Source organism: Sedimentitalea sp. (assembly GCF_039973035.1).
Taxonomy (GTDB): Bacteria; Pseudomonadota; Alphaproteobacteria; order Rhodobacterales; family Rhodobacteraceae; genus Sedimentitalea.
Map to the genome: position 1 here is coordinate 1 of NZ_JBDWLR010000092.1, position 20,146 is coordinate 20,146.

The following is a 20,146-nucleotide window of genomic DNA, read 5'->3' on the forward strand; positions in this document are numbered from 1 at the left end:
GACGCGGCGCAAGGCTGAAATGGCCATCTTCGAATACATCAACGGCTTCTACAATCCGCGTCGCCGCCACTCAGCACTGGGCTGGAAAAGCCCTGTCGCCTTCGAACGAAAGGTGGCTTAAACGAGCACTTGGGGCGGCACAAAAGCGTGACAGGTCCATTTTCCCCAAGGCCCCGATCATTGACAGGTTCATCATGGATCTCGTCTTTGCATCAATGATATCGTCACCCCAGCCAAACCCCCAGCACCACGCTGTCATCGCTTCTTGGAAGGGACGGGTAAAATCATCCGCTGCCGCGAGGTTTTTCTCGACATACTCGGCACCCAGCGTGGCTTTGCGTTGCTCAAGCCCTTTCAGGAACAAGTCTTCATCAAATGCGCTCATTTCTTCGCCTTTCTATTTTGTTATCAATTTCGGCCCTGTGCCCGCCTCAGCGATCGCACAGCTCTCGCAGGCTTTGCGCAACAAGAGCCATATAGCTGTCATCGTAACCGACATCGTTTTCCAAGACGCTGAGAAAGGCGCAGGACGTCCCCGACTGCGTGTCGACCATCAGAAACTGCCCGCCGTATCCAGCATGCCCGACAAATCGCCCGTCTGTCATCAGGTGGTTTGAATACCGAAGCCAGTCCTTTGGAGGGGTGAGTTTGGGGGCATTGCGCGACAGGCTATGGGCGATGAAAGCTTCATTCGCAAAAGATTCACCCGAAATGTCGCAACCTGCCCGCGCAAACAACAATCCAAATCGCGCAAGGTCACGCGCACTCAGGCAGCCTCCGCCAGAAAAGGCGGGAAAGCCGTCAGGGCTGCGGCTGATGTGAAACGCGCTTTCGTATCCGGCGGCATCTGCGATGTCCTCAATAAGCTGCGCCAAGGGTTTTGGCGAAACAGCCGCCGCGATACGGGTCAGGACATCGGTATTGGCGGATTTGTAATCAGCATGGCCGCGCTGATGTGTTGATTTGAAGCCGGGGATCGCATTGGTGAAGTCAACCAAAGTGGTCTCTGCCAAATTATTTGCGGGCAACCGCCAGCCCAAGGCGATTTCCTCGGTATAACAATCCGATTGCGGGTCGCTGTAGTCTTCGGAAAAATCGTTGCTGACGGTCATATCCAACAGCGATTGTACCGTGGCTTGCGCATACCCAGTTCCGATGTCTGGCAGATAGTCTACAACCTTAGCCTCAAGCGATATCAAGCCCTGTTCCAAAAGTAGCCCGACAATCAGATGGATGTGCAACTTGGATACAGATTGAATGGAATGCGGTGTTGTCGTTGTGAAATCAACTGCCGCCGCTTCCATCACGATACGGTTGCCCTGAATACAGCAGAGCGCCGAGAACGCTGGATGGGTCAACAGGTCTTTCAGTTTTGCCGGTTGATCCGTCAGTGTGTGCTTTGCTGGTTCTAACATCAACACATTGCGCGACCGCACCATCAGCGCGCGGCGAAACAGATGATGCGCGTTATGAAAACCGTGACGGCGATGCGCGGGCTGGTTCCAGCGTTGCTTGTTGTCCGCGCCGACAGTCAGATCAGGGTTAGAAATGATGCGTGGGCCGCTCATGACGCAACCACACGGTGCAACAATGCATCTACTGCGCAAATGTGACCGGCGTATACAAATAGCGGGTTGATCTCGATCTCGGCGATGCTGGCACGCTCTTGTAGGTAGGCTTGGCAGAGCGTGTGGATTTGAGCCGCGATTTTGGGAAGGTCTGCTTTTGCACGGCCCCTAAAGCCCTCAAGTAACCGTGCCACCCGCAGATTTCGTAGAGCCTTTTCAATGTCATCCGGGGTTGAGGGCAAAAGCAGCGTCACAGCATCGCCCACCAACTCAACTAGAACGCCACCACTGCCAAGCACCAGCGCCGCGCCAAACTGTGGATCACTGCGCAAGGTGACGATGAGTTCGGCCAAGGGTGGGGACGACATTGCCTCGATTAAGAACTGGTCTGCGATCGCTTTGGGATTGTGTGCAAATACGTCAGTTTGCATCTGCGCCAATGCTGCTGAAACGGCACCCGCGTCACTCAAGTTCAATGCCACCGCTCCTGCCTCGGTCTTATGTGCTAAAAACGGGCTCATCATCTTGAGCGCTACCGGAAAGCCAATATCGGTCGCCACATGAGCGATCTCATCTACACAGGCCACCCGGCCCTTTGGCACCACCACACCTTTGCTCGCCAACCAACTTTTGCCCCTATCCTCGGTTAACATTTCCAACGCCCCGACCTGAACAGCCGTATGCAAAGGCGCTGGCCCAGCATCAGCGATGTGTGCACGGGTTTGCGCCCAAGCCGCCGCCTGACCAATGGCCGTCAAAGCCTCGTGGATCCCCTGCATCGGAGCCAGCCCCCCAGCGATCAGGAGCTGGCGGGTCTCAACATCCATATTCTCGGGCAAAGTGGCACAGATGGCGGCTGGCAGGCCCTTTTCTTTGGCTGCCCGCCCAAAGGCCGCAGCATCCTGTTGATAGTATCCCTTGGACGCATCCAACCCAGCAGCAGGATAATCCTGAACCAAAACTGCAACATCCGCGTTCACGGCAGCAATAGCTTTGGCAAAAACAGGATAGGTATACTCGCTCTGCCCCCAAATCGGTGTGGTATAATCCAGCGGGTTCGACACAGTTGCAATGTCAGGCAACAGCGCGGTAAGCGCAGGTTCTTGGGCAGGATCAACAGGCGGAAACGTCAGTCCAATCTTTTCTGCGTAATCCGCCAACATCGTCGCCCCACCACCCGAGCAGGTGAACCCTGCGACACGCGGCCCCTTGGGGGCGCCGACCGCACAGAGAAACTTGAGCGTTTCGAGAAATTGCGAGGGGTTGCTCACACTGATGACGCCTGTACGTGCAAAAAGCGCCTCATAAAGCTCACTCGAGCCAGACAGTGATCCGGTATGACTGACGGTTAATGCAGACCCGATCGCAGAACTGCCGGTCTTGAGCGCGACAACGGGAATGCCCTTGGACAATGCCCTGAGTGCAGTGCGTTCAAAGCGGGGAATATCTTGCAACCCTTCGATGTGCAGACCAATGGCGCGCACGGCAGGGTCATCCGCAAAAATATCCAGATAATCTTCCTGCCCCAGCACCGCCTGATTGCCCGCAGAGACCATATAGGCCAGCGGCAAGGAGCGTTGGCTCATGGTGATGTCGGACGAAAACATACCCGACTGGGTGATGATCGCAGCCCCGTAGCCGGGCGACCAACCGCCGTGTTCAAAGGACCACAATGCGGTGTTGTCGATATAGTTGATCAACCCGTAACAGTTGGGGCCGATCAGAGCCATGTCGCCCGTGGCCTCGATCAGCGCCTGTTCGCCCGCAGCGTCGCCCGTTTCCTTGAAGCCTGCGGAAAAACAGACAACGCCGCCCACTCCCAGCGCGGCAAGTTCGCGCAAGGCCGCCACGACACCCCCCGCTGGGATGGCCAGATAGACGGCGTCAGGTACTTGGGGCAAATCCGCGATGGTGGGCACACATGGCACACCGTCCAGATCAGCGCGTTTGGGGTTTACTGCCCACATCTGTCCTGCAAAGCCCCGCCTGCGGGCCTCGCGCACAGCGATAGTGGCATCACGCCCACCGATAAAGGCAATGTGGCGTGGCCGCAGCAGCCGTTGGAAATTTGCGCGCTGCGTCGGGGTCATGCACCCAAGGGCCGCAGGATGGAGCGAGTGATGATGTGGCGCTGAATTTCAGAGGTGCCGTCCCAGATGCGCTCAAGGCGACTGTCGCGCCAGAACCGCTGGATCGGCATTTCCTCCATCAGGCCCATGCCGCCGTAGATTTGCACCGCATCGTCCGCAATCTTGCCCAGCATTTCTGAGCAAAACACCTTGATCATCGCTGCATCCGCGTCGCTCATCACGCCTTGCTCGGCGCGGGCCACGGCGTCTTTGACCATCAGGTCTGCCGCGCGCAATTGCATCGCGCCATCCGCCAACCGAAACCCCGTCGCCTGAAACGCGCCAATCGGCTTGCCGAACTGCTTGCGCGATGCGGCCCATTCCGTGGCCATATCCAAGATACGCTCGGCCTTGCCACAGCAGGTGGCACCGACCCAAATGCGCCCCATGCCGAGCCATTTGCCAGACAGCTCTAGCCCCTTGCCCTCTTCGCCCAACACTTGGGCAGCGCTCAGGCGCACGTTGTCAAAATGCAGCTCGAACGTCTTGTAACCCCGATAGCTGACGCATTTGGTGCCTTCGCGGCAGTCGAACCCCTTGGTGCCCACATCGACCAGAAAAGCCGTGACCCGTTTGCGCGGCCCACGCGGGGTTTCGTCTACGCCAGTAGCGGCAAAAACGATGGCAAAATCAGGCATGCAGGGACCCGAGATAAAGTGTTTGGACCCGTTTAAAATCCAGTCATCCCCATCGCGGCGCGCATTGGTTTTCATGCCCATCACGTCTGATCCGGCATCGGGTTCGGTCAACGCAAACAGCTCTCGTTTTTCGCCGCGCACGGCAGGGAAAAGATACCTCTCGCGCTGTTCCGCATCGCAAGCCATCAGCAATTCGGTGGGGCGTGCGGCCCAGCTTTGCAGCGCGTGGCTGGTCTTGCCATATTCGCGTTCGATCAAGGCCATCTGCGAAATGTTCAACCCGCCACCACCAACGTCTTCGGGCAGGTTGCAGGCGTAGAGACCCAGTTCCCGCGCGCGCGTTTCGATCTGACGGCCAATCTCTTCGGGGACATGACCCAGACGGTCGACTTCTTCCTCGTGGGGGAACATCTCTGTTTCCACAAAGCGGCGAACGGTGCTGACCAACAGGTCGGTTTCGTGATTAGTTTCCATATACATACTGAGCCTCGTTTACTGGGCCTGAGATTTGGCATTGCGGCGGGACATGATCGCGAAGATCACGAAGGCGATAAGGGTGATGGCGATGAGAACAACAGCGGCAGCGGCCACCGTCGGATCGGTATTTTCGCGGATGCCGTTCCACATGCGGCGCGGCAGTGTGTAAACACTGTATTTGGAAATGAACAGGGTCACGACGATCTCATCCCAGCTAAGGATGAACGCAAACAGTGCACCCGCAAAAACCCCCGGTTTGATAGATGGCAGGATCACACGGCGCATGGTGGTCCAGTTGGAGGCCCCAAGGTTTTTGCTTGCCTGTTCAAGCTTGGGATCAAAGGTGGCAAGCGATGCGCTGACCGTGATCAGCACCATGGGGGCCGCCAAAATTGTATGGGCAAGAATCAACCCGGCGTAACTGTCCAGCAAGCCCAGCGGGATCCACAGGCGATAGAACGCCATCGCCGAAATGATCTGTGGGATGATCAGCGGCAGCAACAAAAAGGCGCGCACCAGTTCCGAATATTTCGACGACACCCGCCACAACCCAATCGCGCAGAGCGTGCCAAGGAAAGTCGCCAGCAGGGATGTGGAAACCGCGATTACACCACTTTGGAAAAAGCTGGAAAGCCATTCCTCGGAGGTGAACAAGTTTTCAAAGTGGCGCCACGATATCTCGCCCTTGGGCATCGAGAGGAACCGCTTGGGCGTCAGCGATACAGGGATCGCGATCAGCGCAGGCGTCACCAGAAACAGCAGCAGCACCCATGCGCCCGCGCGATTGAATTTGGCGAACAGACCCGAGGTCATCGCGCCGCCCCTCCGAATACCGTGCTGAGCTTCATGAAGCGCGACATCACCCAAAGCATCGCCAGCACGCCAAACAGCATAAGTGCCGCCAGCATCGTCGCCGTGCCCCATTTGAGCGTGACCAGCAGTTGCACCGAAATGTATTCAGCCACCATCAGGACCTTGCCACCGCCCAGCACCGCGGGCGTCACATAGAAACCAAGGCTAAGGATGAACACCAGCAGCGTGGAGGCAACCAGCCCCGGCATGGTCAGTGGCAGGTAAATGCGCCAAAATGTCTGGCTGCCCGTGGCACCCAAATTGCGCGAGGCATCCATCACGCGGGTATCAAGCGACTGCATCGACACTAGCAAAGGCAACACCGCATATGGGATCATGTAGTGGATCATGCCGATCAGCACGCCTAGCTCATTGCGCATAAACGCGATAGGCTCTGCGATCAGACCAATGTTTTCCAGCGTGCCGTTCACCAGCCCTTTACGCCCCAGCAGCATCAGCCAGCTAAAGGTCCGCACAAGGATGGAGATCCAAAAGGACACAAGCAGCAACGTCAGCATATAGTTCTTTTGGCGTTGGTGGCAGTGCACCATGGCGTAAGCGATGGAGTAGCCCAGCGTGACGCTGAACAAAGTGGTGATCAGGCAAATGCGCACCGTGGTCCAGACTATGCGCAGCAGCGCGTCGCTTTCGCCCAGCTTGGCGTAATTGCCAAAGCCCGGCTCGGGGTCCGTGACCGACAGCCACAGAATGTTCAGAATCGGCCCAAAATACAGCGCCACCACCAGCACCAACAAGGGCGCGATGATCAACCATCCGGGATGGATATGACGGGTGAGGGCTTGCATAGGAAATCCTAAATGGCTGGCCGCGCCTCAGGAAAAGCGCGGCCAGCGGTTGGGGTTAGCTGATCGCTTCAAGGAAAGCGTTCACCGCGTCACCGCCATTTTTGCCCCACCAATCGGGATCATTGTAAACGATCTTGTCGATGTTCTTGGCCGAGGTGATTGCATAATCCTGCTGATCCTCGGGGATCTGTCCAAAGGCCTCGGGGTTCGACGGCGTCATGCCAAGACAGTCAAGCAAGGCAAGCTGTGCGGGCACTTCCTGCGCGGTCGCGATGAACTGCATCACGGCAGCACCAGCGGGGTTTCCCTTTGGGACAATGTAGGCACCCGGCATCGCCATCGCCTGATTGTTGACCAGTTTGTAGCGCCCATCGGTGTCGTTCTCGATGTTGCGACCTCGGTTCTGCCAGATCATCCCCATCGACACTTCGCCGTTGACGACCATGGAATGCGCCTCGGAACCGGAGCCCCAGTACAAGCTGTCATCTTTGATCGATTTGATCTTGGCCAAGGCACGGTCCATATCAAGCGGATACAGCGCATCCCCCGCCACACCGTCGGCCATCAACGCAGCCTCAAGCGACCCATTGGCCCATTTGTAAAGCGAACGCATGCCAGGGAACTTGGCTGTGTCAAAGAAATCGGCCCAGTTCTGCGGTGGGTTATCGCCGTAGACTTCGGTGTCATAGACGAACGCGTAGCCATACAGGATCACGGAAACCCCATGTTCCAGCGCGTAGCCGGGCAGGGTTTTGTCCTTAGACACGACAGAATAATCGATCGGCTCAAGGTGGCCTGTTGGCCCCAGAGATACCGCGTTGAACAGGTCCGCATCGGCGACATCGGCGGTGACATTGCCACTGTCGACCATCTCTTTGATCTTGCCTTCAAGCGGGCCAGAGGTGTCAAACTTGAGCCCCTTACCCGTGCTGGTCGTAAACGCCTCACCGATGGCAGAGCCGTGGCATTCCTCGGACTGGCCACCCCAGTTCCACATAACAACGTGATCGGCTGCGGCTTCGGCGTCGCCTGCCATCACAGCACTTAGGGCAACACCCGACGCACCACAAAGCGCCAAGAACGTGCGGCGGTCCATGCGGCCATCTTTGTAGGCGTGCGCACTGTCTTGCAGTGTCTCTTTCATAAACTGTGTATCGTGCATCTTGTTCCTCCTAATGGGTTCGGGGATTTCCCGGTTTCTTCGAAATGACGCCTTTATGGCGTTCTGAATATTTGGGCGGTTAGCCCGTCTGCAACTCTACGGCGGCCGCGTCGCTCCAAAACAGATCTACGGGATCACCTGCGTTTAGCGCATCACCATTACGCCACACGTCGATATCGACCTCGATCTCTTGGCCCTCGGACGTGTCGACAATGACCCGCTGCATGGACCCGAAATAGGTGGCAGAACGCACTGTCCCGCTCATCCGCGCATCCTTGTGGCCAGTGCCTGAAGCAAGGTCGATCTTCTCGGGGCGCAGGGCACAGATCTTGCCGTTCGCTTGGATAAAGTTGGACTTCCCCAGAAAGCTGGCAGTGAATGCGCTATTGGGCCGCTCGTACAATTCCTTGGGCGTGCCGACCTGTTCGATGGCACCGTCGCGCATGATAACGATGCGATCGGACATCGACAGCGCCTCCTCCTGATCGTGAGTCACGTAGATAAATGTCGTGCCGACGCGGCGGTGAATGTCCTTGAGCTGCTCTTGCACCTCGACGCGCAGCTTCTTGTCCAAAGCGCCCAGCGGTTCGTCAAGCAACAGCACAGGTGGTGCAAAACAAAGTGCGCGTGCAAGCGCGACACGCTGTTGTTGCCCGCCTGACAACTGGCCCGGTTTGCGGTCCGCGAATTCCTGCAATTGTACCAACTCTAGCATCTCGTCGACACGCGCCTTGATCTCGGCTTTGGGCCGTTTCCGCACGCTTAGTGCATAGCCGATGTTGTCGCGCACAGACATATGCGGAAACAGCGCGTAGCCCTGAAAAACCATGCCAAAGTAGCGTTTTTCGGCAGGCACCTTCGCGATAGAGGCACTGTCCAGCGCGATATCCCCCTCGGAAATATCCAAGAACCCTGCGATCATCATCAACAATGTGGTTTTGCCCGATCCGGAAGGGCCAAGCAGCGTCAGAAACTCGCCCTTGCGGATGTCCAAAGAAATGTCGTTGACCGCTTTGAACGTTCCAAACAGCTTTGAGACATTTTGGATTTGCAAACTGCCAATATCAGCGGGATCAGCCATCAGCCCCCCGCAGGTTCAGCTTGTTGCGCGCCTCTTGCGGCGCGACGACACGGCCGCCCATACGCTCGATGATCTCGCGCGCTTTGGTGACCAGTTGCGCGTTGCTCGCCAGCACGCCTCGCTCCAGATAGATGTTATCCTCAAGCCCGACCCGCACGTTGCCTCCAAGCGCGACGGACGCTGCAGCCATAGGCATTTGCCCGCGCCCGATGCCAAAGCTGGCCCAGCTCGCACCGGCAGGCAGTTGCGCTTTCATGGCGGCCATCGTTTCAACCGTCTGGTCAGCGCCCCACGGGATGCCAAGACAAAGCTGGAACATGGGCGGCGCGTCGATCAGTCTCTCTTCCACCATTGCTTTGGCAAAGCGGATGTGACCCAGATCAAAAACCTCCAGCTCGGGCTTCACACCCCATTCCTGCACAAGGGCGGCCATTTTGCGCAGTGTTGGCGGGGTCGATATATAGATCATATCCGTGTCGGAAAAATTCAACGTCCCGCAATCAAGCGAACAGATATCGGGCATGCATTCCTTGATATGAGCTAGCCGTTCTTCGGGGCCGATCATGTCTGTCCCCGGCCCTGGCATCGCGGGGTTTGCAGGGTCCGACACCCAATCACCCCCCATGCCAGCGGTGATGTTGATCACCACATCGGTGTCACTCTCGCGGATGCGGTCTACGATTTCCTTGAACAGTTTGGGGTCACGCGACCCTTGCCCTGTCTCTGGATCACGCGCATGGATATGCGCCGCCGAAGCGCCTGCTTTGGCGGCCTCGATCGCGGCATCGGCGATCTCTTTTGGGGTAACGGGGACATGCGGGCTTTTGCCCGTGGTATCGCCCGCGCCGGTCACGGCACAGGTCAGCACAACGTCGTAGTTCATTTAGCAAAGCCCCCCTTTTGTTTAGCTTGGTGCGGAATCGATGAAAAAAATTGTCGATTATTCGACAGTGTTGCAGCTATATTGGCGAAAAACCGCACCATTCTTGTTGGATCTTTGCCCATGCAAATTGACATGACACAGCCAAGCCCCCGCGCCGCGATCCACGCCATTTTTGTGGTCGTGCCGCGGTTCAATATCACCACGCTGATCACCATGATCGAGACGATGCGAATCGCGAATTACCTCGCGCCAGAGCAGCTGTTTTCTTGGGAAATCGTATCGTTCGATGGCGCTGAAATTGTAGCAAGCAATGGCATGAAAACCACCGTTGCCACTGACTCTGACGTGCTGCTTGCGGCGGATCTGGTCTTTGTGCTGGGCAGTTGGGGCACCGAGCATTACGAAAATCGCGCCCTTACCGCGTGGCTGCGCAAACGCGCCCGCGCTGGTGAAAGCATCTGCGGGGTAGAACTTGGCTGCTACATCGTTGCGCGCGCAGGTCTGTTGGATCGCAAGCCCGCCACCATCCATTGGTCATGGCTAAGCGGGTTTCGCGAATCCTTTGACCGTGTCGATGTGCAGGAGTGCCTGTTCACCATCGAGGGCAAGATCATGAGCTGTTCCGGTGGATTGGCTGGTGTTGACCTGATGCTGCGCCTGATTGAGCGGACCCACGGCAGCGGCTTTTCAGGTGAGATCGCAGACCAGATGTTGCACCACCCGATCCGCAACGCGGTCTCATCTCAGCGCAGTACGATGGGGCGCAGTACAGAGACGATGCTGCCGCTGGTGCGCGAGGCGATGACCCTTATCGAACAGAACATCGAGGAGCCGTTGAGCGTGCCCGAAATCGCCGACACCCTCGACGTGTCCCAGCGTCAGTTGGAGCGCCAGTTCAAGAAACACGTGGGCTGCACTGTCGTCCAATTCGGGCTGTTGCGGCGGTTGCAAAACGCGCGGTTATTGCTGATTTCAACAAACCTGAGCGTGCGTGAAATTGCCACCGCGTCAGGGTTCAACACGCTGTCGCATTTCGCGTTTTCCTTTGGTAAGTTCTTTGGCCGCCGCCCGTCAGAATACCGCGAAGCGTGGCCTGCCAATGAAGCCGCCCCAAGTTGGCCGGGATCACTGTCTGACTTCCTTTCAACGCTAAAGGAAATACCGGCGCGCGCTCAGCCTAACCGCGATTGACGCAAGGCGCGCAACACAGCGACAATCTCGCGATCACGTTGTGCTGCCATGTCTTCAAAATGACGATCCCCTGCGATGGCGTTGCAACCATCGACCATACGGTCCCGCAGATCACGGGTGAGTTCGGGTGCCTCCAACCGCGTCCACGGCAGTTTCAGGGCAGGACCAAATTGATCCAGATTGGTCGCCATGCCCCCCGCGCCGCAAGCCACGTGGAACGCCATGCACTGGCCCTGTGACACCATGCGCGGTGCGGGGCCGTTCATCAGGGCGATGTCGATGTCCTCGGGCGTCGCTTCGTCGTTGGCCACCATATGCAAGGCCTCGCGCCAAAGCGCTTCTTGCAGCCGTGTCGCCACAAATCCGGGGATTTCCTTTTTCATAAGCAGAGGTGCTTTGCCCGCGATTGCATAGAACTTACCAGCCCATGCCACGGCATCGGGTGCGGTGTGATCGCCGCCAACGATTTCGACCAAGGGCAGCAGGTAAGGTGGATTGAACGGATGCCCGATAACGCAGCGCTCTGGCGTAGCACAAGTGGCTTGGATTTCCGTCATGGTCAGCCCCGATGTGGACGATCCGATCACGACAGACGCGGGCAGGATATCCCCCATCTGCTTGTACAAAGCCTGCTTGATCTCCAACCGTTCGGGCGCGCTTTCTTGCACGAACTGCGCGCCGTCCAGCGCCGTTTTCAGATCGGTGACGATGCGCAAGCGGTCACGCGAGGCCCCCTCTGCCAGACCCAAATCCGTCAGGCTGCCCCATGCGGTGTTGAGGATGGAATTGAACGCATCCGTCTCAGCCGCGTCATGCAGATAGGCGGTCACATCGTAACCGCGGGCCAGAAAATGCGCAGCCCAGCCAGCGCCGATGGGCCCCGCGCCAATACTGGTCACGCGGGTGATTGCGGAAGGATCAGGATACATCATTCACCTTTGAAGTTCGGTTCGCGTTTTTCGACAAAAGCAGCGACACCTTCTTTGGCATCCTCGGACTTTAGCATCTTGCGATAAATCGGCATCGGGTCCGTGCGCATCTTGTTGAACGCGCTTTCGAGCGGCACACACTCAATCTCGCGCTGCACCTCTTTGACGGATTGCATCGCCAAGGGGGCAGACCACGCGATTGAGGCCGCCCATTCGCGCGCCGCATCCATCAGCTGTTCCTTGGGGACCACCTTGTTGACCAGCCCGTAATGCGCGGCCTCAGTTGCCTTCATGCGACGCCCCAGCAGGAACATCTCCATCGCGATGTTATGCGGGATGCGACGCGGCAAGCGTTGCAACGCGCCCGCGTCAGGCACAATCCCCAACGGCATTTCGGGCAAGCCAAATTCCACATGATCCGCAGCAATCAGCAGATCACAGCCCATCGCCATTTCGAACCCGCCACCGATAGCCAAACCATTGATCGCGGCGATGACGGGCTTGTTCAACGCCCAATTCTCGGTCAGCCCCGTGAACCCGCCAAAGCCGTATTCGTCGGCCTCCCACCAGTTATCAAGCTGCATTTCGCCGTCGTTAAGCGCCTTCAGATCCCATCCTGCCGAGAAAATCTTGTCGCCTCCGCCGGTCAGGATCGCGCACCGCAGGTCCCTGTCTTCGTGCAATTCCTGAAACGCCGCCGCCAAAGCCTGTGACGTAGGCACGTCAATGGCATTGACCTTACCGCGATCTAGGGTGACTTCCAGAACATGGCCGTCGCGGGTGACTTTTACGCCGTCTGACATGGGACTATCCTTCTTTGAATTCGGGCATGACTTCGTTCACGAACATGCGCAGCGACTTTTGTTGTGACGCGTGATCGAGCCCCATGGAGGCGTAATAAATAAACTCGTTCACCCCCAAGGCTTGGTAACGCTTGAGCTTTTCGATGACCCGATCGGGAGAACCAAACATCAGGTTCTCCTCAAGCATGACGGGGTCATATTGTTCGCGTCCTTCCAACTGGTCCAGCGGGATCGAGGCGGGAAAGCCGTCCTTCACATCGCCCAGATTACGGTAAAGGTTTTCGAACTGGCTCAGTAAACGGCGCACAGCGTTCATCGCGTTCTCACCATCCGCCGCGTTGTCGTAAACACATGAATGGCGCATCAGAGCAAAGCGCGGGTTCCAACCGTTGTCAGCCTTCACAATCGCGTCGTCCAACTGTTGCTTATACAATTCTGCTTCGGCAAAGGAGCGGGTGAAAGGCCAGCAGTTCACGTGACACTTTTCGCGCATCGCATAGTCGTAAGTGATGGGCGAACGCGCCGAGACCCAGACGGGCATCTCTGCCTGCAAGGGCTTGGGAACAGAGGTCGAAGTGGGGAACTGCCAGTGCTCACCCTCATGGGCATAATCGCCTTGCCAAAGCGCGCGCACAGCGGGCAGCATTTCCTGCATGTAGCGCCAAGCGTCTGACTGTTTCAGGCCTGGTTTCATGCGATCAAATTCGCGTTGATAAGCGCCAGAGCCGATGCCGAATTCCAATCGCCCGCCGCTGATCAAATCGGTGAACGCCGCCTCGCCTGCCAGATTGATCGGGTGCCAGTACGCGGCCGTGGCCACAGCTGTTCCCAGACGAATGTTACTGGTTTCAGTGGACCACCACGTCAGCAACTGAAACGGGTTTGGCGCGATGGTCATTTCCAGCGCATGGTGTTCGGCAGACCAGACAATATCAAAGCCGCCCGCCTCGGCAATCTGCACCATTTCAAGGGTGTGGCGCGCGACGTCTTTCATATCCAGACTGTCGTCAATCCGTTCCATGTTCACCGCAAGTTGGAATTTCATGTCAGGGTCCTTTCGCGTGGGGTCATCACAATGTTTCGATCATTTTGTCTGCGAACCAACGGGCAAATCCCGCAACGTTGGGTTCCAACAACGGCTGAAATCTACCCTGCTGTGCGTCGGGGTGCGACAAACCGCCCGTGCCTTCGGTTGCGCCAAATTGCGTCACATAGGCGCCCGTCACATCCTCGGGCGTATCGGGCAGATCGCAGACATCGCCAATGCAGTCGGGGTGCACAAACGGCAGGTGGTAATATTCGTTGAACACCTCAAGGAAGGCTTTCCAGTTGCAGGCGACTTCGATCACTTCGGTTCGCGTGCTGAACAGCGTTTCCAGCGGGCAAGGCGCGTGGATTTTGGCAAAAGCCTGCAAGCTGCCCGCCTTGTCGTGCAGCAGAATGATGGGCTGGCCCGCGACGTCCAAGGCGACGTAATCGTCCGCATCATCGACGTAACACGCAGGCGGCTGTGACACGGGTTGATCGGCTGCGCGCGACCGCTCAAACGCTGGTTTCAGGGCCGCAATTGTCATCGCATCACAAACGGGTTGGCCATCGGTTCATCCGAGGTGTTTATCCAGATCGTCTTGGGGCGCGTATAATCATAGATCGCCTGAAATCCGCTTTCGCGGCCATAACCTGACCCTTTGACGCCACCGAATTCCGCAATAGGTGACACGACGCGATAGGTGTTCACCCAGACGATGCCAGCACGCACGGAATTGGCCATGCGGAGGGAACGCGCAGAGTCTTTGGTGAAGATGCCCGCGGCCAACCCGTGTTCGGATTCATTGGCTAGCGCCAGTACTTCTTCCTCAGTCTTGAAGCGTTGCACGGACAGGACAGGGCCGAACAATTCGGTGTCGACAATGCGCAGATCTTGCCGTGGGCATTCGATGATTGTGGGTTCGTAAAACAACCCCGACATGCCGTCGGGCTGCTTGCCTCCAACCAACACTTTGCCACCCTCCTTTTGGGCATGGGCAACCTCGCGCTGGATGTGCTCCAGCTGGCCCGTGGTGCACAGTGGCCCCATCTGAGTTTCTTCTGCCAGCGGGTCACCGATCACGATCTGACGCGCCAAGGTGGTCATCTGCTCAAGGAATTCATCAGCAATGTCTTCGTGCAGATAAAGCCGCGAGCCCGCGACACAGCTTTGCCCCGTGGCGCCGAAAATCCCCGCGATCGAGGCATTGACCGCGCTTTCGATATTTGCGTCTTCAAAGACAATGAACGGGGATTTTCCGCCCAGTTCCAAGGACACTTCGGCAAAATTGTTCTTCACATTCTCCAGTACATGGCGCGCCGCATTTGGCCCGCCTGTAAAGGACACACGCGCGACCAATGGGTGGCCTGTCAACGCACGCCCACAAGGCTCTCCGTGGCCTGTGACGATGTTCACAACACCCGCAGGAATGCCTGCCTGTTCGACCAGCTTGCCAAATTCCAGCATCGCGGCACTGGCGTGTTCCGAGGCCTTGAGCACCACAGTATTGCCCGCCGCCAGAGCGGGTCCAATCTTGACCGCCACCAGAAACAGCTGCGAATTCCAAGGCACCACGGCGGCGACCACGCCCAGCGGTTCGCGTTTAGTGAACACAAACATGTCGGGCTTGTCGATAGGCAGGGTTTCCCCGCTGACTTTGTCCGCACAGCCCGCAAAAAAGTGGAAAAACTCGGCGATATATGTCGCCTGCCAGCGAGTTTCTTTCAGCATCTTGCCCGTATCAATCGATTCTGTACGGCCCAATAATTCGGAATGATCCGCCAGCAAGTCACCCAGCTTGCGCAAGGTTTTGCCGCGCTGCGTGGGGGTCATGCTGGCCCAAGGGCCTTTGGTGAACGCGGCATGCGCGGCCTCAACTGCGCGGTTCACGTCAGCTTCTGTTGCCTCTGGCACGCGGCTCCAGAATTTGCCGTCACTTGGGTTCACGCTCTCGAAAGTGCCACCATCAGACGCGTCGACCCACTCACCGTTGATCAGCATTTGGTAGCTTGTGATATCCGCCATGGCGCAAGGCCCCCCTGTGTTACCCGCCTATTCATGTCCGCTTTCACATCCGATGTGCTGGAAAATACGACATCGCTTGTCGAAAAATCCGAAAGCATTCTGTGATGATCGGGGCAGGCTGACACCAAGGGAGGCGTATCAATGGCCAAGAAAAAGCTAATCATCGGAGGCCCGCTGGAAATCGGCGGGCGGATTTTGTCGCTGTCCCGTGGCATTCGCGCGGGCGACTTTGTGTACCTCACAGGTCAGATCCCGATGCAGAATGGCGCCCCCATGACCACAGGCACCGTCGAGGCGCAAACCCGCGCCGTGCTGGATGACATCACCGCCACATTGGCGCTGGCCGATTGCACCCGCGATGACGTGATCAAAGCCATGGTCTGGCTGCGTGAGCGCAGCGATTTCCCGGGCTTCAACGCGATCTATGGAGAGTACTTCCCCGTGGAGCCGCCCACACGTTCCGCTGTGGTCAGTGACTTGCTGGTCGATGTCCGCGTCGAGGTAGAGGTGGTCGCCTACCGCCCCGTTGACGATGCATAAGTCGCCCGACGGCACCGCCTACACGCTGATCGGTCCCGCCGACGGGCCCGTTATCGTGATGATCCACGGGCTGGGACTGAACCGCGATTGCTGGCAGTGGACGACGCCTGCGCTAAACGATCACTACCGCGTGCTTTGCTACGATCTTTACGGTCATGGGCAAAGTGCACCGCCGCCCGAAACACCCAACCTGTCGCTGTTTTCAAACCAACTGGCCACGCTGCTGGACCATTGCGGAATTGAAACCGCGACCCTTGCCGGGTTTTCGCTGGGCGGGATGATCGTGCGCCGATTTGCACAAGATCATGCGCACAGAACAACGGGGTTGGTGATCCTCCACTCCCCACACAAGCGCAGCGCAGATGCCCAAGACGCGATCCTCAAGCGTGTAGAACAAGCCCGCCATGAAGGCCCTCAGTCCACTGTCGAGGCCGCGTTGGACCGCTGGTTCACCGCTGATTTCAAGCAGGCCAACCCCGATATGATGGACATCGTCCGTGGCTGGGTCACGGGAAATGACATCGGCATCTATCATACGATCTACCGCGTCCTTGCTGACGGGATCGATGAGATCATCGCCCCCTCCCCACCAATCATCTGCCCGACCTTGGTCATCACCGGCGACGAAGACTATGGCAATGGCCCCGAAATGACCCATGCCATCGCGGCTGAAATCGAGGGCGCACAAAGCGTGATCCTGAAGGGCTTGCGCCATATGGCTTTGGCCGAAGATCCAAGCGCCGTGAACACACCGCTGTTTGCGTTTCTTGACGCACTGGACGCCAAAGCATGAGCACGCAGATCCTCAAAGGATTGCGCGTGCTGGACCTAAGCCGCATGTTGTCTGGCCCCTATTGCACCATGCATCTGGCGGATCACGGCGCAGAGGTGATCAAGATCGAAGGCGGCGCGGGGGATACCAGTCGCGGCAACGGCCCGTTTCGCGATGATGATCCGAACCACGACTGGGCTGGCTATTTCATCAGCCTTAATCGTGGCAAGAAAAGCATCCAACTTGATCTCAAATCCGCTGAGGGTAAGGCGCAGTTTCGCGCCCTTGCGGCATCGGCCGATGTTGTCGTCGAAAACTTCCGCCCCAAAGTGATGGATCGGCTGGGGCTGTCCTATGAAAGCCTTGCCGCCGACAATCCCAAACTGGTCTATGCCGCGATCCGTGGTTTTGGCGATCCGCGCACAGGGGAAAGCCCCTACACCAATTGGCCCTCTTATGATGTGGTCGCGCAGGCCATGGGCGGGCTGATGGCGATCACAGGGGCTGACGCGAACAGTCCGACAAAAACAGGCCCCGGCGTCGGCGATATTTTCGCGGGGATGATGATGGCCTTTGGCATCATGGCCGCCCTGCGCGAGGCCGAGGCCACAGGCAAAGGTCAGTTCGTCGACGTGGCAATGTACGACGCGATGATCTCACTGTGTGAACGCATGGTGTACTTGCATGACATTACGGGAGTGGTGCCAGGGCCCGAGGGCAATGGCCACCCTTTCCTCAGCCCCTTTGGCCTCTACCCTGCTGCTGACGGGCATGTTGCCCTTGGCATTGTGGATGATGCCTTTTGGCAGCGGTTGGCAACACTTATGGGACAGCCAGAGCTTGGGAAGGACCCCCTGTTCGCCACCCGCGCGGCGCGTGCGCAGAACGCGGCAAAGGTGGATCGCCTTGTCGCTGCATGGACGTCGAAACAAAGCAAAGCACAGCTGACCCGGACCTTGGGCGGCGAGGTTCCCTTTGGCCCGCTGAACACCATCGCAAACATTGCGCGTGATCCTCATATCGCTGCCCGCAAGATGCTGGCTCAGATCAACGGCCCTGATCCGGCGCAAAAACCGTGGACGGTTGCCGCTAACCCTCTGCGCTTTGGCGCGCATGGACATGGTGCGCTTGCGTCGCCACCAGCCTTGGGCGCTGACAACCAGATGCTGGACGCTATCGCCCCCGCCACACCGATGGACCCCGAAACCAAACGCAGCCTGCGCGATGCCTTTGGCCGTTTTGCGACGGGCGTAACTGTGGTGACGACACGCCAACCCAACGGCACGCCACGCGGTTTTACCGCGAACTCCTTTACCTCTGTTTCACTGGACCCACCACTGTTGTTGGTGTGCATCGGCAAGGCCGCGCTGTCTTGTGACACCTTCGCCAGTACGGACCACTTTGCAGTGAACATTTTGGCGGATGACCAAAAGGAACTCTCAGGGCTTTTTGCATCACAATCCACCGATAAATTTAGCCTAGCAGACTGGCATGCGGGTACAGAGAATCTGCCGGTGATGGACGGCGCATTGGCGAGCTTTTGTTGCAAGCATCACCGCTTGGTGGATGCGGGCGACCACCTAATCTTGATTGGTCGCGTACTGGATTTTGAGACCGCAGATGGACAACCACTTGGCTATTATAAAGGGGCCTATTTCGACATTGGTCTGGATCGCGCCGTGACGGCGGCTGCAACGGCGGGAGATGCGACCATCGCAGCTGTGCTATGCCATAAAAACAGGCTGCTTTTGGCCGAGGACGACACGGGGAGCGTCACATTGCCCACAGGCCCCTCGATGGAAACGCTGACCCGATCCTTGAGCGACCAAGACCTGACACCAGAACTTGCCCAGCTTTACGCCGTCTACCAAGTGACGGGCACAGACGCGCAGCGGATTGTCTATCATGGCCATGTGCAAGGCAACGCCCGCAATGGCCTGAAATTCTATGATCTGGATGCCCTGCCCCTAGACCGCGTGCGCGATGATGCGGAACGGTCCCTTTTGCGAAGATACGCGCAGGAAAACCGGCACGGCACCTTTGGCATCTACCACGGAAACGAAGTTGAGGGCGTCGTGCACACCCTCGCTGGAAACCACAAATATCACATCTGACAGGAGAGACCCAAATGATCCCCGAACTGCGCAAAGTCATCACCTTTGACGAAGACATCCATACCGAAGGCGGACGCCCCGCTGACCCAGTGCTACGCATGATCGGCGTGGCAGCGGTGGTGGCGAACCCTTGGGCGGGGCGCGGCTTTGTCGAAGACCTGCAACCTGAAATTCAGCAGATGGCCCCTGTTTTGGGCGAAATGTTATCGGATCGCCTGATTGCATTGGCAGGGTCTGGCGAGGCAATCGAGGCCTACGGCAAGGCCTGCATCGCGGGCACCAGTTGCGAGGTCGAACACGCCTCTGCGCTGATCCACACCTTGCAGTTCGGCAATTTCTACCGCGAGGCCGTGGACGCCAAAAGCTATCTGGGTTTCACCAACACGCGCGGCCCCGCCAACACGCAGATCCAAATTCCGTTGATGGACAAGCATGATACGGGGCGGCGCTCACACTATCTGACCGTACAGTTTTCAATCTACGACGCGCCTGGTGTAGATGAATTGGTTGTCGCACTTGGCGCTGCAACCCGCGGCCGCCCGCATCACCGCATTGGTGACAGATATTCCGATTTGGCCGCTTTGGGCCGGGATGTAGAAAACCCAGCAGGTGTCTGACGGCCGCTCGCAAGAAGTGGTATCCTGAGAGTAATTTACAGCGGCACCGCCAAATTTTTGGGGCAACATAAGCGGGTGTGGATGCCCCGTGGCTGAATTTGGCGTCGGCAAGTCTTGGAACGACTGATCAGGGCAGTCAGGTGTCCGGCCTCGTAGTTGCCGCGACAAATGGCGGCGGGCCTTTATGGAGATACGCGATCTGGTTCCCAATCACTTATGCGGCCTATTTTTGGCCACGCGCATATTCTGGGTATTCCAGTTCAATCTCTTGATCCGTGTTCCGTAACTTTCCTTCGCCTCTTCAGTCCTGCCGGTATCCGGCGCCGTTGCCTTACACAGCAGCTCGAATTTCGTAATTCTTCTCTGTTACCATCATGGCCCACAATTGACCGGCCATCCTATTTGCAAGTGCCACAGCGGCAACCAAGCGTGGCTTCTTTTTCAGCATATTCGCAAGCCAAGGATCATCGCAACGACCTTTTCGCTCCGATGCACTGATCACCGACATGGCGCCGGTGACGAGTAACCGGCG

Annotated in this window: 20 protein-coding genes and 1 pseudogene; 6 read left to right on the plus strand and 15 right to left on the minus strand. The window is 57.7% G+C overall.

Going from position 1 to position 20,146, the window contains the following annotated elements:
- A partial coding sequence (locus ABJO75_RS24475) for an IS3 family transposase (protein WP_348374141.1) occupies positions 1-121 on the plus strand: 121 nt, incomplete at its 5' end.
- Here the strand turns inward: ABJO75_RS24475 and ABJO75_RS24480 are convergent.
- The 9 genes from ABJO75_RS24480 to ABJO75_RS24520 form a co-directional block, all read right to left on the minus strand.
- Positions 71-385 carry a hypothetical protein gene (locus ABJO75_RS24480; RefSeq protein WP_348432610.1) on the minus strand — a complete coding sequence of 105 codons (315 nt, stop codon included), beginning with the start codon at positions 383-385 and terminating at the stop codon, positions 71-73. The two genes, ABJO75_RS24475 and ABJO75_RS24480, sit on opposite strands and share 51 nt — an antisense overlap.
- Before the next feature lie 46 nt (positions 386-431).
- On the minus strand, positions 432-1,568 hold the full coding sequence (locus ABJO75_RS24485; RefSeq protein WP_348432611.1) for a serine hydrolase domain-containing protein: 1,137 nt from the start codon (positions 1,566-1,568) through the stop codon (positions 432-434).
- Entirely contained in the window at positions 1,565-3,658 is a 2,094-nt protein-coding gene (locus ABJO75_RS24490) for an acetate--CoA ligase family protein (RefSeq protein WP_348432612.1), read from the minus strand. The genes ABJO75_RS24485 and ABJO75_RS24490 overlap by 4 nt, the downstream gene beginning before the upstream one ends.
- Positions 3,655-4,809 (minus strand): acyl-CoA dehydrogenase family protein, encoded by a 1,155-nt coding sequence (locus ABJO75_RS24495; RefSeq protein WP_348432628.1) that lies wholly within the window; start codon positions 4,807-4,809, stop codon positions 3,655-3,657. Before ABJO75_RS24495 ends, ABJO75_RS24490 begins: the two co-directional genes overlap by 4 nt.
- 18 nt (positions 4,810-4,827) lie before the next feature.
- Positions 4,828-5,625, minus strand: coding sequence for an ABC transporter permease (locus ABJO75_RS24500; RefSeq protein ID WP_348432614.1), 798 nt, complete (start codon positions 5,623-5,625; stop codon positions 4,828-4,830).
- Positions 5,622-6,470 carry an ABC transporter permease gene (locus ABJO75_RS24505; RefSeq protein WP_348432616.1) on the minus strand — a complete coding sequence of 283 codons (849 nt, stop codon included), beginning with the start codon at positions 6,468-6,470 and terminating at the stop codon, positions 5,622-5,624. Before ABJO75_RS24505 ends, ABJO75_RS24500 begins: the two co-directional genes overlap by 4 nt.
- 55 nt (positions 6,471-6,525) lie before the next feature.
- On the minus strand, positions 6,526-7,632 hold the full coding sequence (locus ABJO75_RS24510) for an extracellular solute-binding protein (RefSeq protein WP_348432617.1): 1,107 nt from the start codon (positions 7,630-7,632) through the stop codon (positions 6,526-6,528).
- A 79-nt stretch (positions 7,633-7,711) separates the two neighbouring features.
- A complete protein-coding gene (locus ABJO75_RS24515) occupies positions 7,712-8,713 on the minus strand; it encodes an ABC transporter ATP-binding protein (protein WP_348432618.1) in 1,002 nt (333 codons plus the stop codon).
- Positions 8,706-9,596 carry a 3-keto-5-aminohexanoate cleavage protein gene (locus ABJO75_RS24520; RefSeq protein ID WP_348286185.1) on the minus strand — a complete coding sequence of 297 codons (891 nt, stop codon included), beginning with the start codon at positions 9,594-9,596 and terminating at the stop codon, positions 8,706-8,708. The genes ABJO75_RS24515 and ABJO75_RS24520 overlap by 8 nt, the downstream gene beginning before the upstream one ends.
- 132 nt (positions 9,597-9,728) lie before the next feature.
- Between ABJO75_RS24520 and ABJO75_RS24525 the strand changes: the two genes are divergently transcribed.
- A complete protein-coding gene (locus tag ABJO75_RS24525; protein ID WP_348432619.1) occupies positions 9,729-10,787 on the plus strand; it encodes a GlxA family transcriptional regulator in 1,059 nt (352 codons plus the stop codon).
- Here ABJO75_RS24525 and ABJO75_RS24530 read toward each other — a convergent pair.
- The 5 genes from ABJO75_RS24530 to ABJO75_RS24550 are packed head-to-tail and all read right to left on the minus strand — an operon-like array spanning position 10,769 to position 15,571.
- Positions 10,769-11,719 carry a 3-hydroxyacyl-CoA dehydrogenase NAD-binding domain-containing protein gene (locus tag ABJO75_RS24530; RefSeq protein WP_348432620.1) on the minus strand — a complete coding sequence of 317 codons (951 nt, stop codon included), beginning with the start codon at positions 11,717-11,719 and terminating at the stop codon, positions 10,769-10,771. The genes ABJO75_RS24525 and ABJO75_RS24530 overlap by 19 nt on opposite strands.
- On the minus strand, positions 11,716-12,519 hold the full coding sequence (locus ABJO75_RS24535) for a carnitinyl-CoA dehydratase (RefSeq protein ID WP_348432622.1): 804 nt from the start codon (positions 12,517-12,519) through the stop codon (positions 11,716-11,718). Before ABJO75_RS24535 ends, ABJO75_RS24530 begins: the two co-directional genes overlap by 4 nt.
- Before the next feature lie 4 nt (positions 12,520-12,523).
- Complete coding sequence (locus tag ABJO75_RS24540; RefSeq protein ID WP_348286177.1) at positions 12,524-13,564, minus strand: LLM class flavin-dependent oxidoreductase; 1,041 nt, start codon at positions 13,562-13,564, stop codon at positions 12,524-12,526.
- Positions 13,565-13,589: 25 nt separating this feature from the next.
- Entirely contained in the window at positions 13,590-14,093 is a 504-nt protein-coding gene (locus tag ABJO75_RS24545) for an SRPBCC family protein (protein ID WP_348432623.1), read from the minus strand.
- On the minus strand, positions 14,090-15,571 hold the full coding sequence (locus tag ABJO75_RS24550; protein WP_348286173.1) for an aldehyde dehydrogenase: 1,482 nt from the start codon (positions 15,569-15,571) through the stop codon (positions 14,090-14,092). Before ABJO75_RS24550 ends, ABJO75_RS24545 begins: the two co-directional genes overlap by 4 nt.
- A gap of 141 nt (positions 15,572-15,712) precedes the next feature.
- Between ABJO75_RS24550 and ABJO75_RS24555 the strand changes: the two genes are divergently transcribed.
- From ABJO75_RS24555 to ABJO75_RS24570, 4 genes are read left to right on the plus strand one after another with little or no spacing between them, the layout of a single operon-like run.
- Positions 15,713-16,111, plus strand: a complete 399-nt coding sequence (locus ABJO75_RS24555) for a RidA family protein (RefSeq protein ID WP_348286171.1) — start codon at positions 15,713-15,715, stop codon at positions 16,109-16,111.
- A complete protein-coding gene (locus ABJO75_RS24560) occupies positions 16,104-16,904 on the plus strand; it encodes an alpha/beta hydrolase (RefSeq protein ID WP_348432625.1) in 801 nt (266 codons plus the stop codon). The genes ABJO75_RS24555 and ABJO75_RS24560 overlap by 8 nt, the downstream gene beginning before the upstream one ends.
- Positions 16,901-18,997, plus strand: coding sequence for a CoA transferase (locus ABJO75_RS24565; protein ID WP_348432626.1), 2,097 nt, complete (start codon positions 16,901-16,903; stop codon positions 18,995-18,997). The genes ABJO75_RS24560 and ABJO75_RS24565 overlap by 4 nt, the downstream gene beginning before the upstream one ends.
- 14 nt (positions 18,998-19,011) lie before the next feature.
- Positions 19,012-19,614 (plus strand): amino acid synthesis family protein, encoded by a 603-nt coding sequence (locus tag ABJO75_RS24570; RefSeq protein WP_348432627.1) that lies wholly within the window; start codon positions 19,012-19,014, stop codon positions 19,612-19,614.
- Between the two features lie 331 nt (positions 19,615-19,945).
- Here ABJO75_RS24570 and ABJO75_RS24575 read toward each other — a convergent pair.
- Positions 19,946-20,146, minus strand: a pseudogene (locus tag ABJO75_RS24575) (IS110 family transposase); the annotation flags it as partial.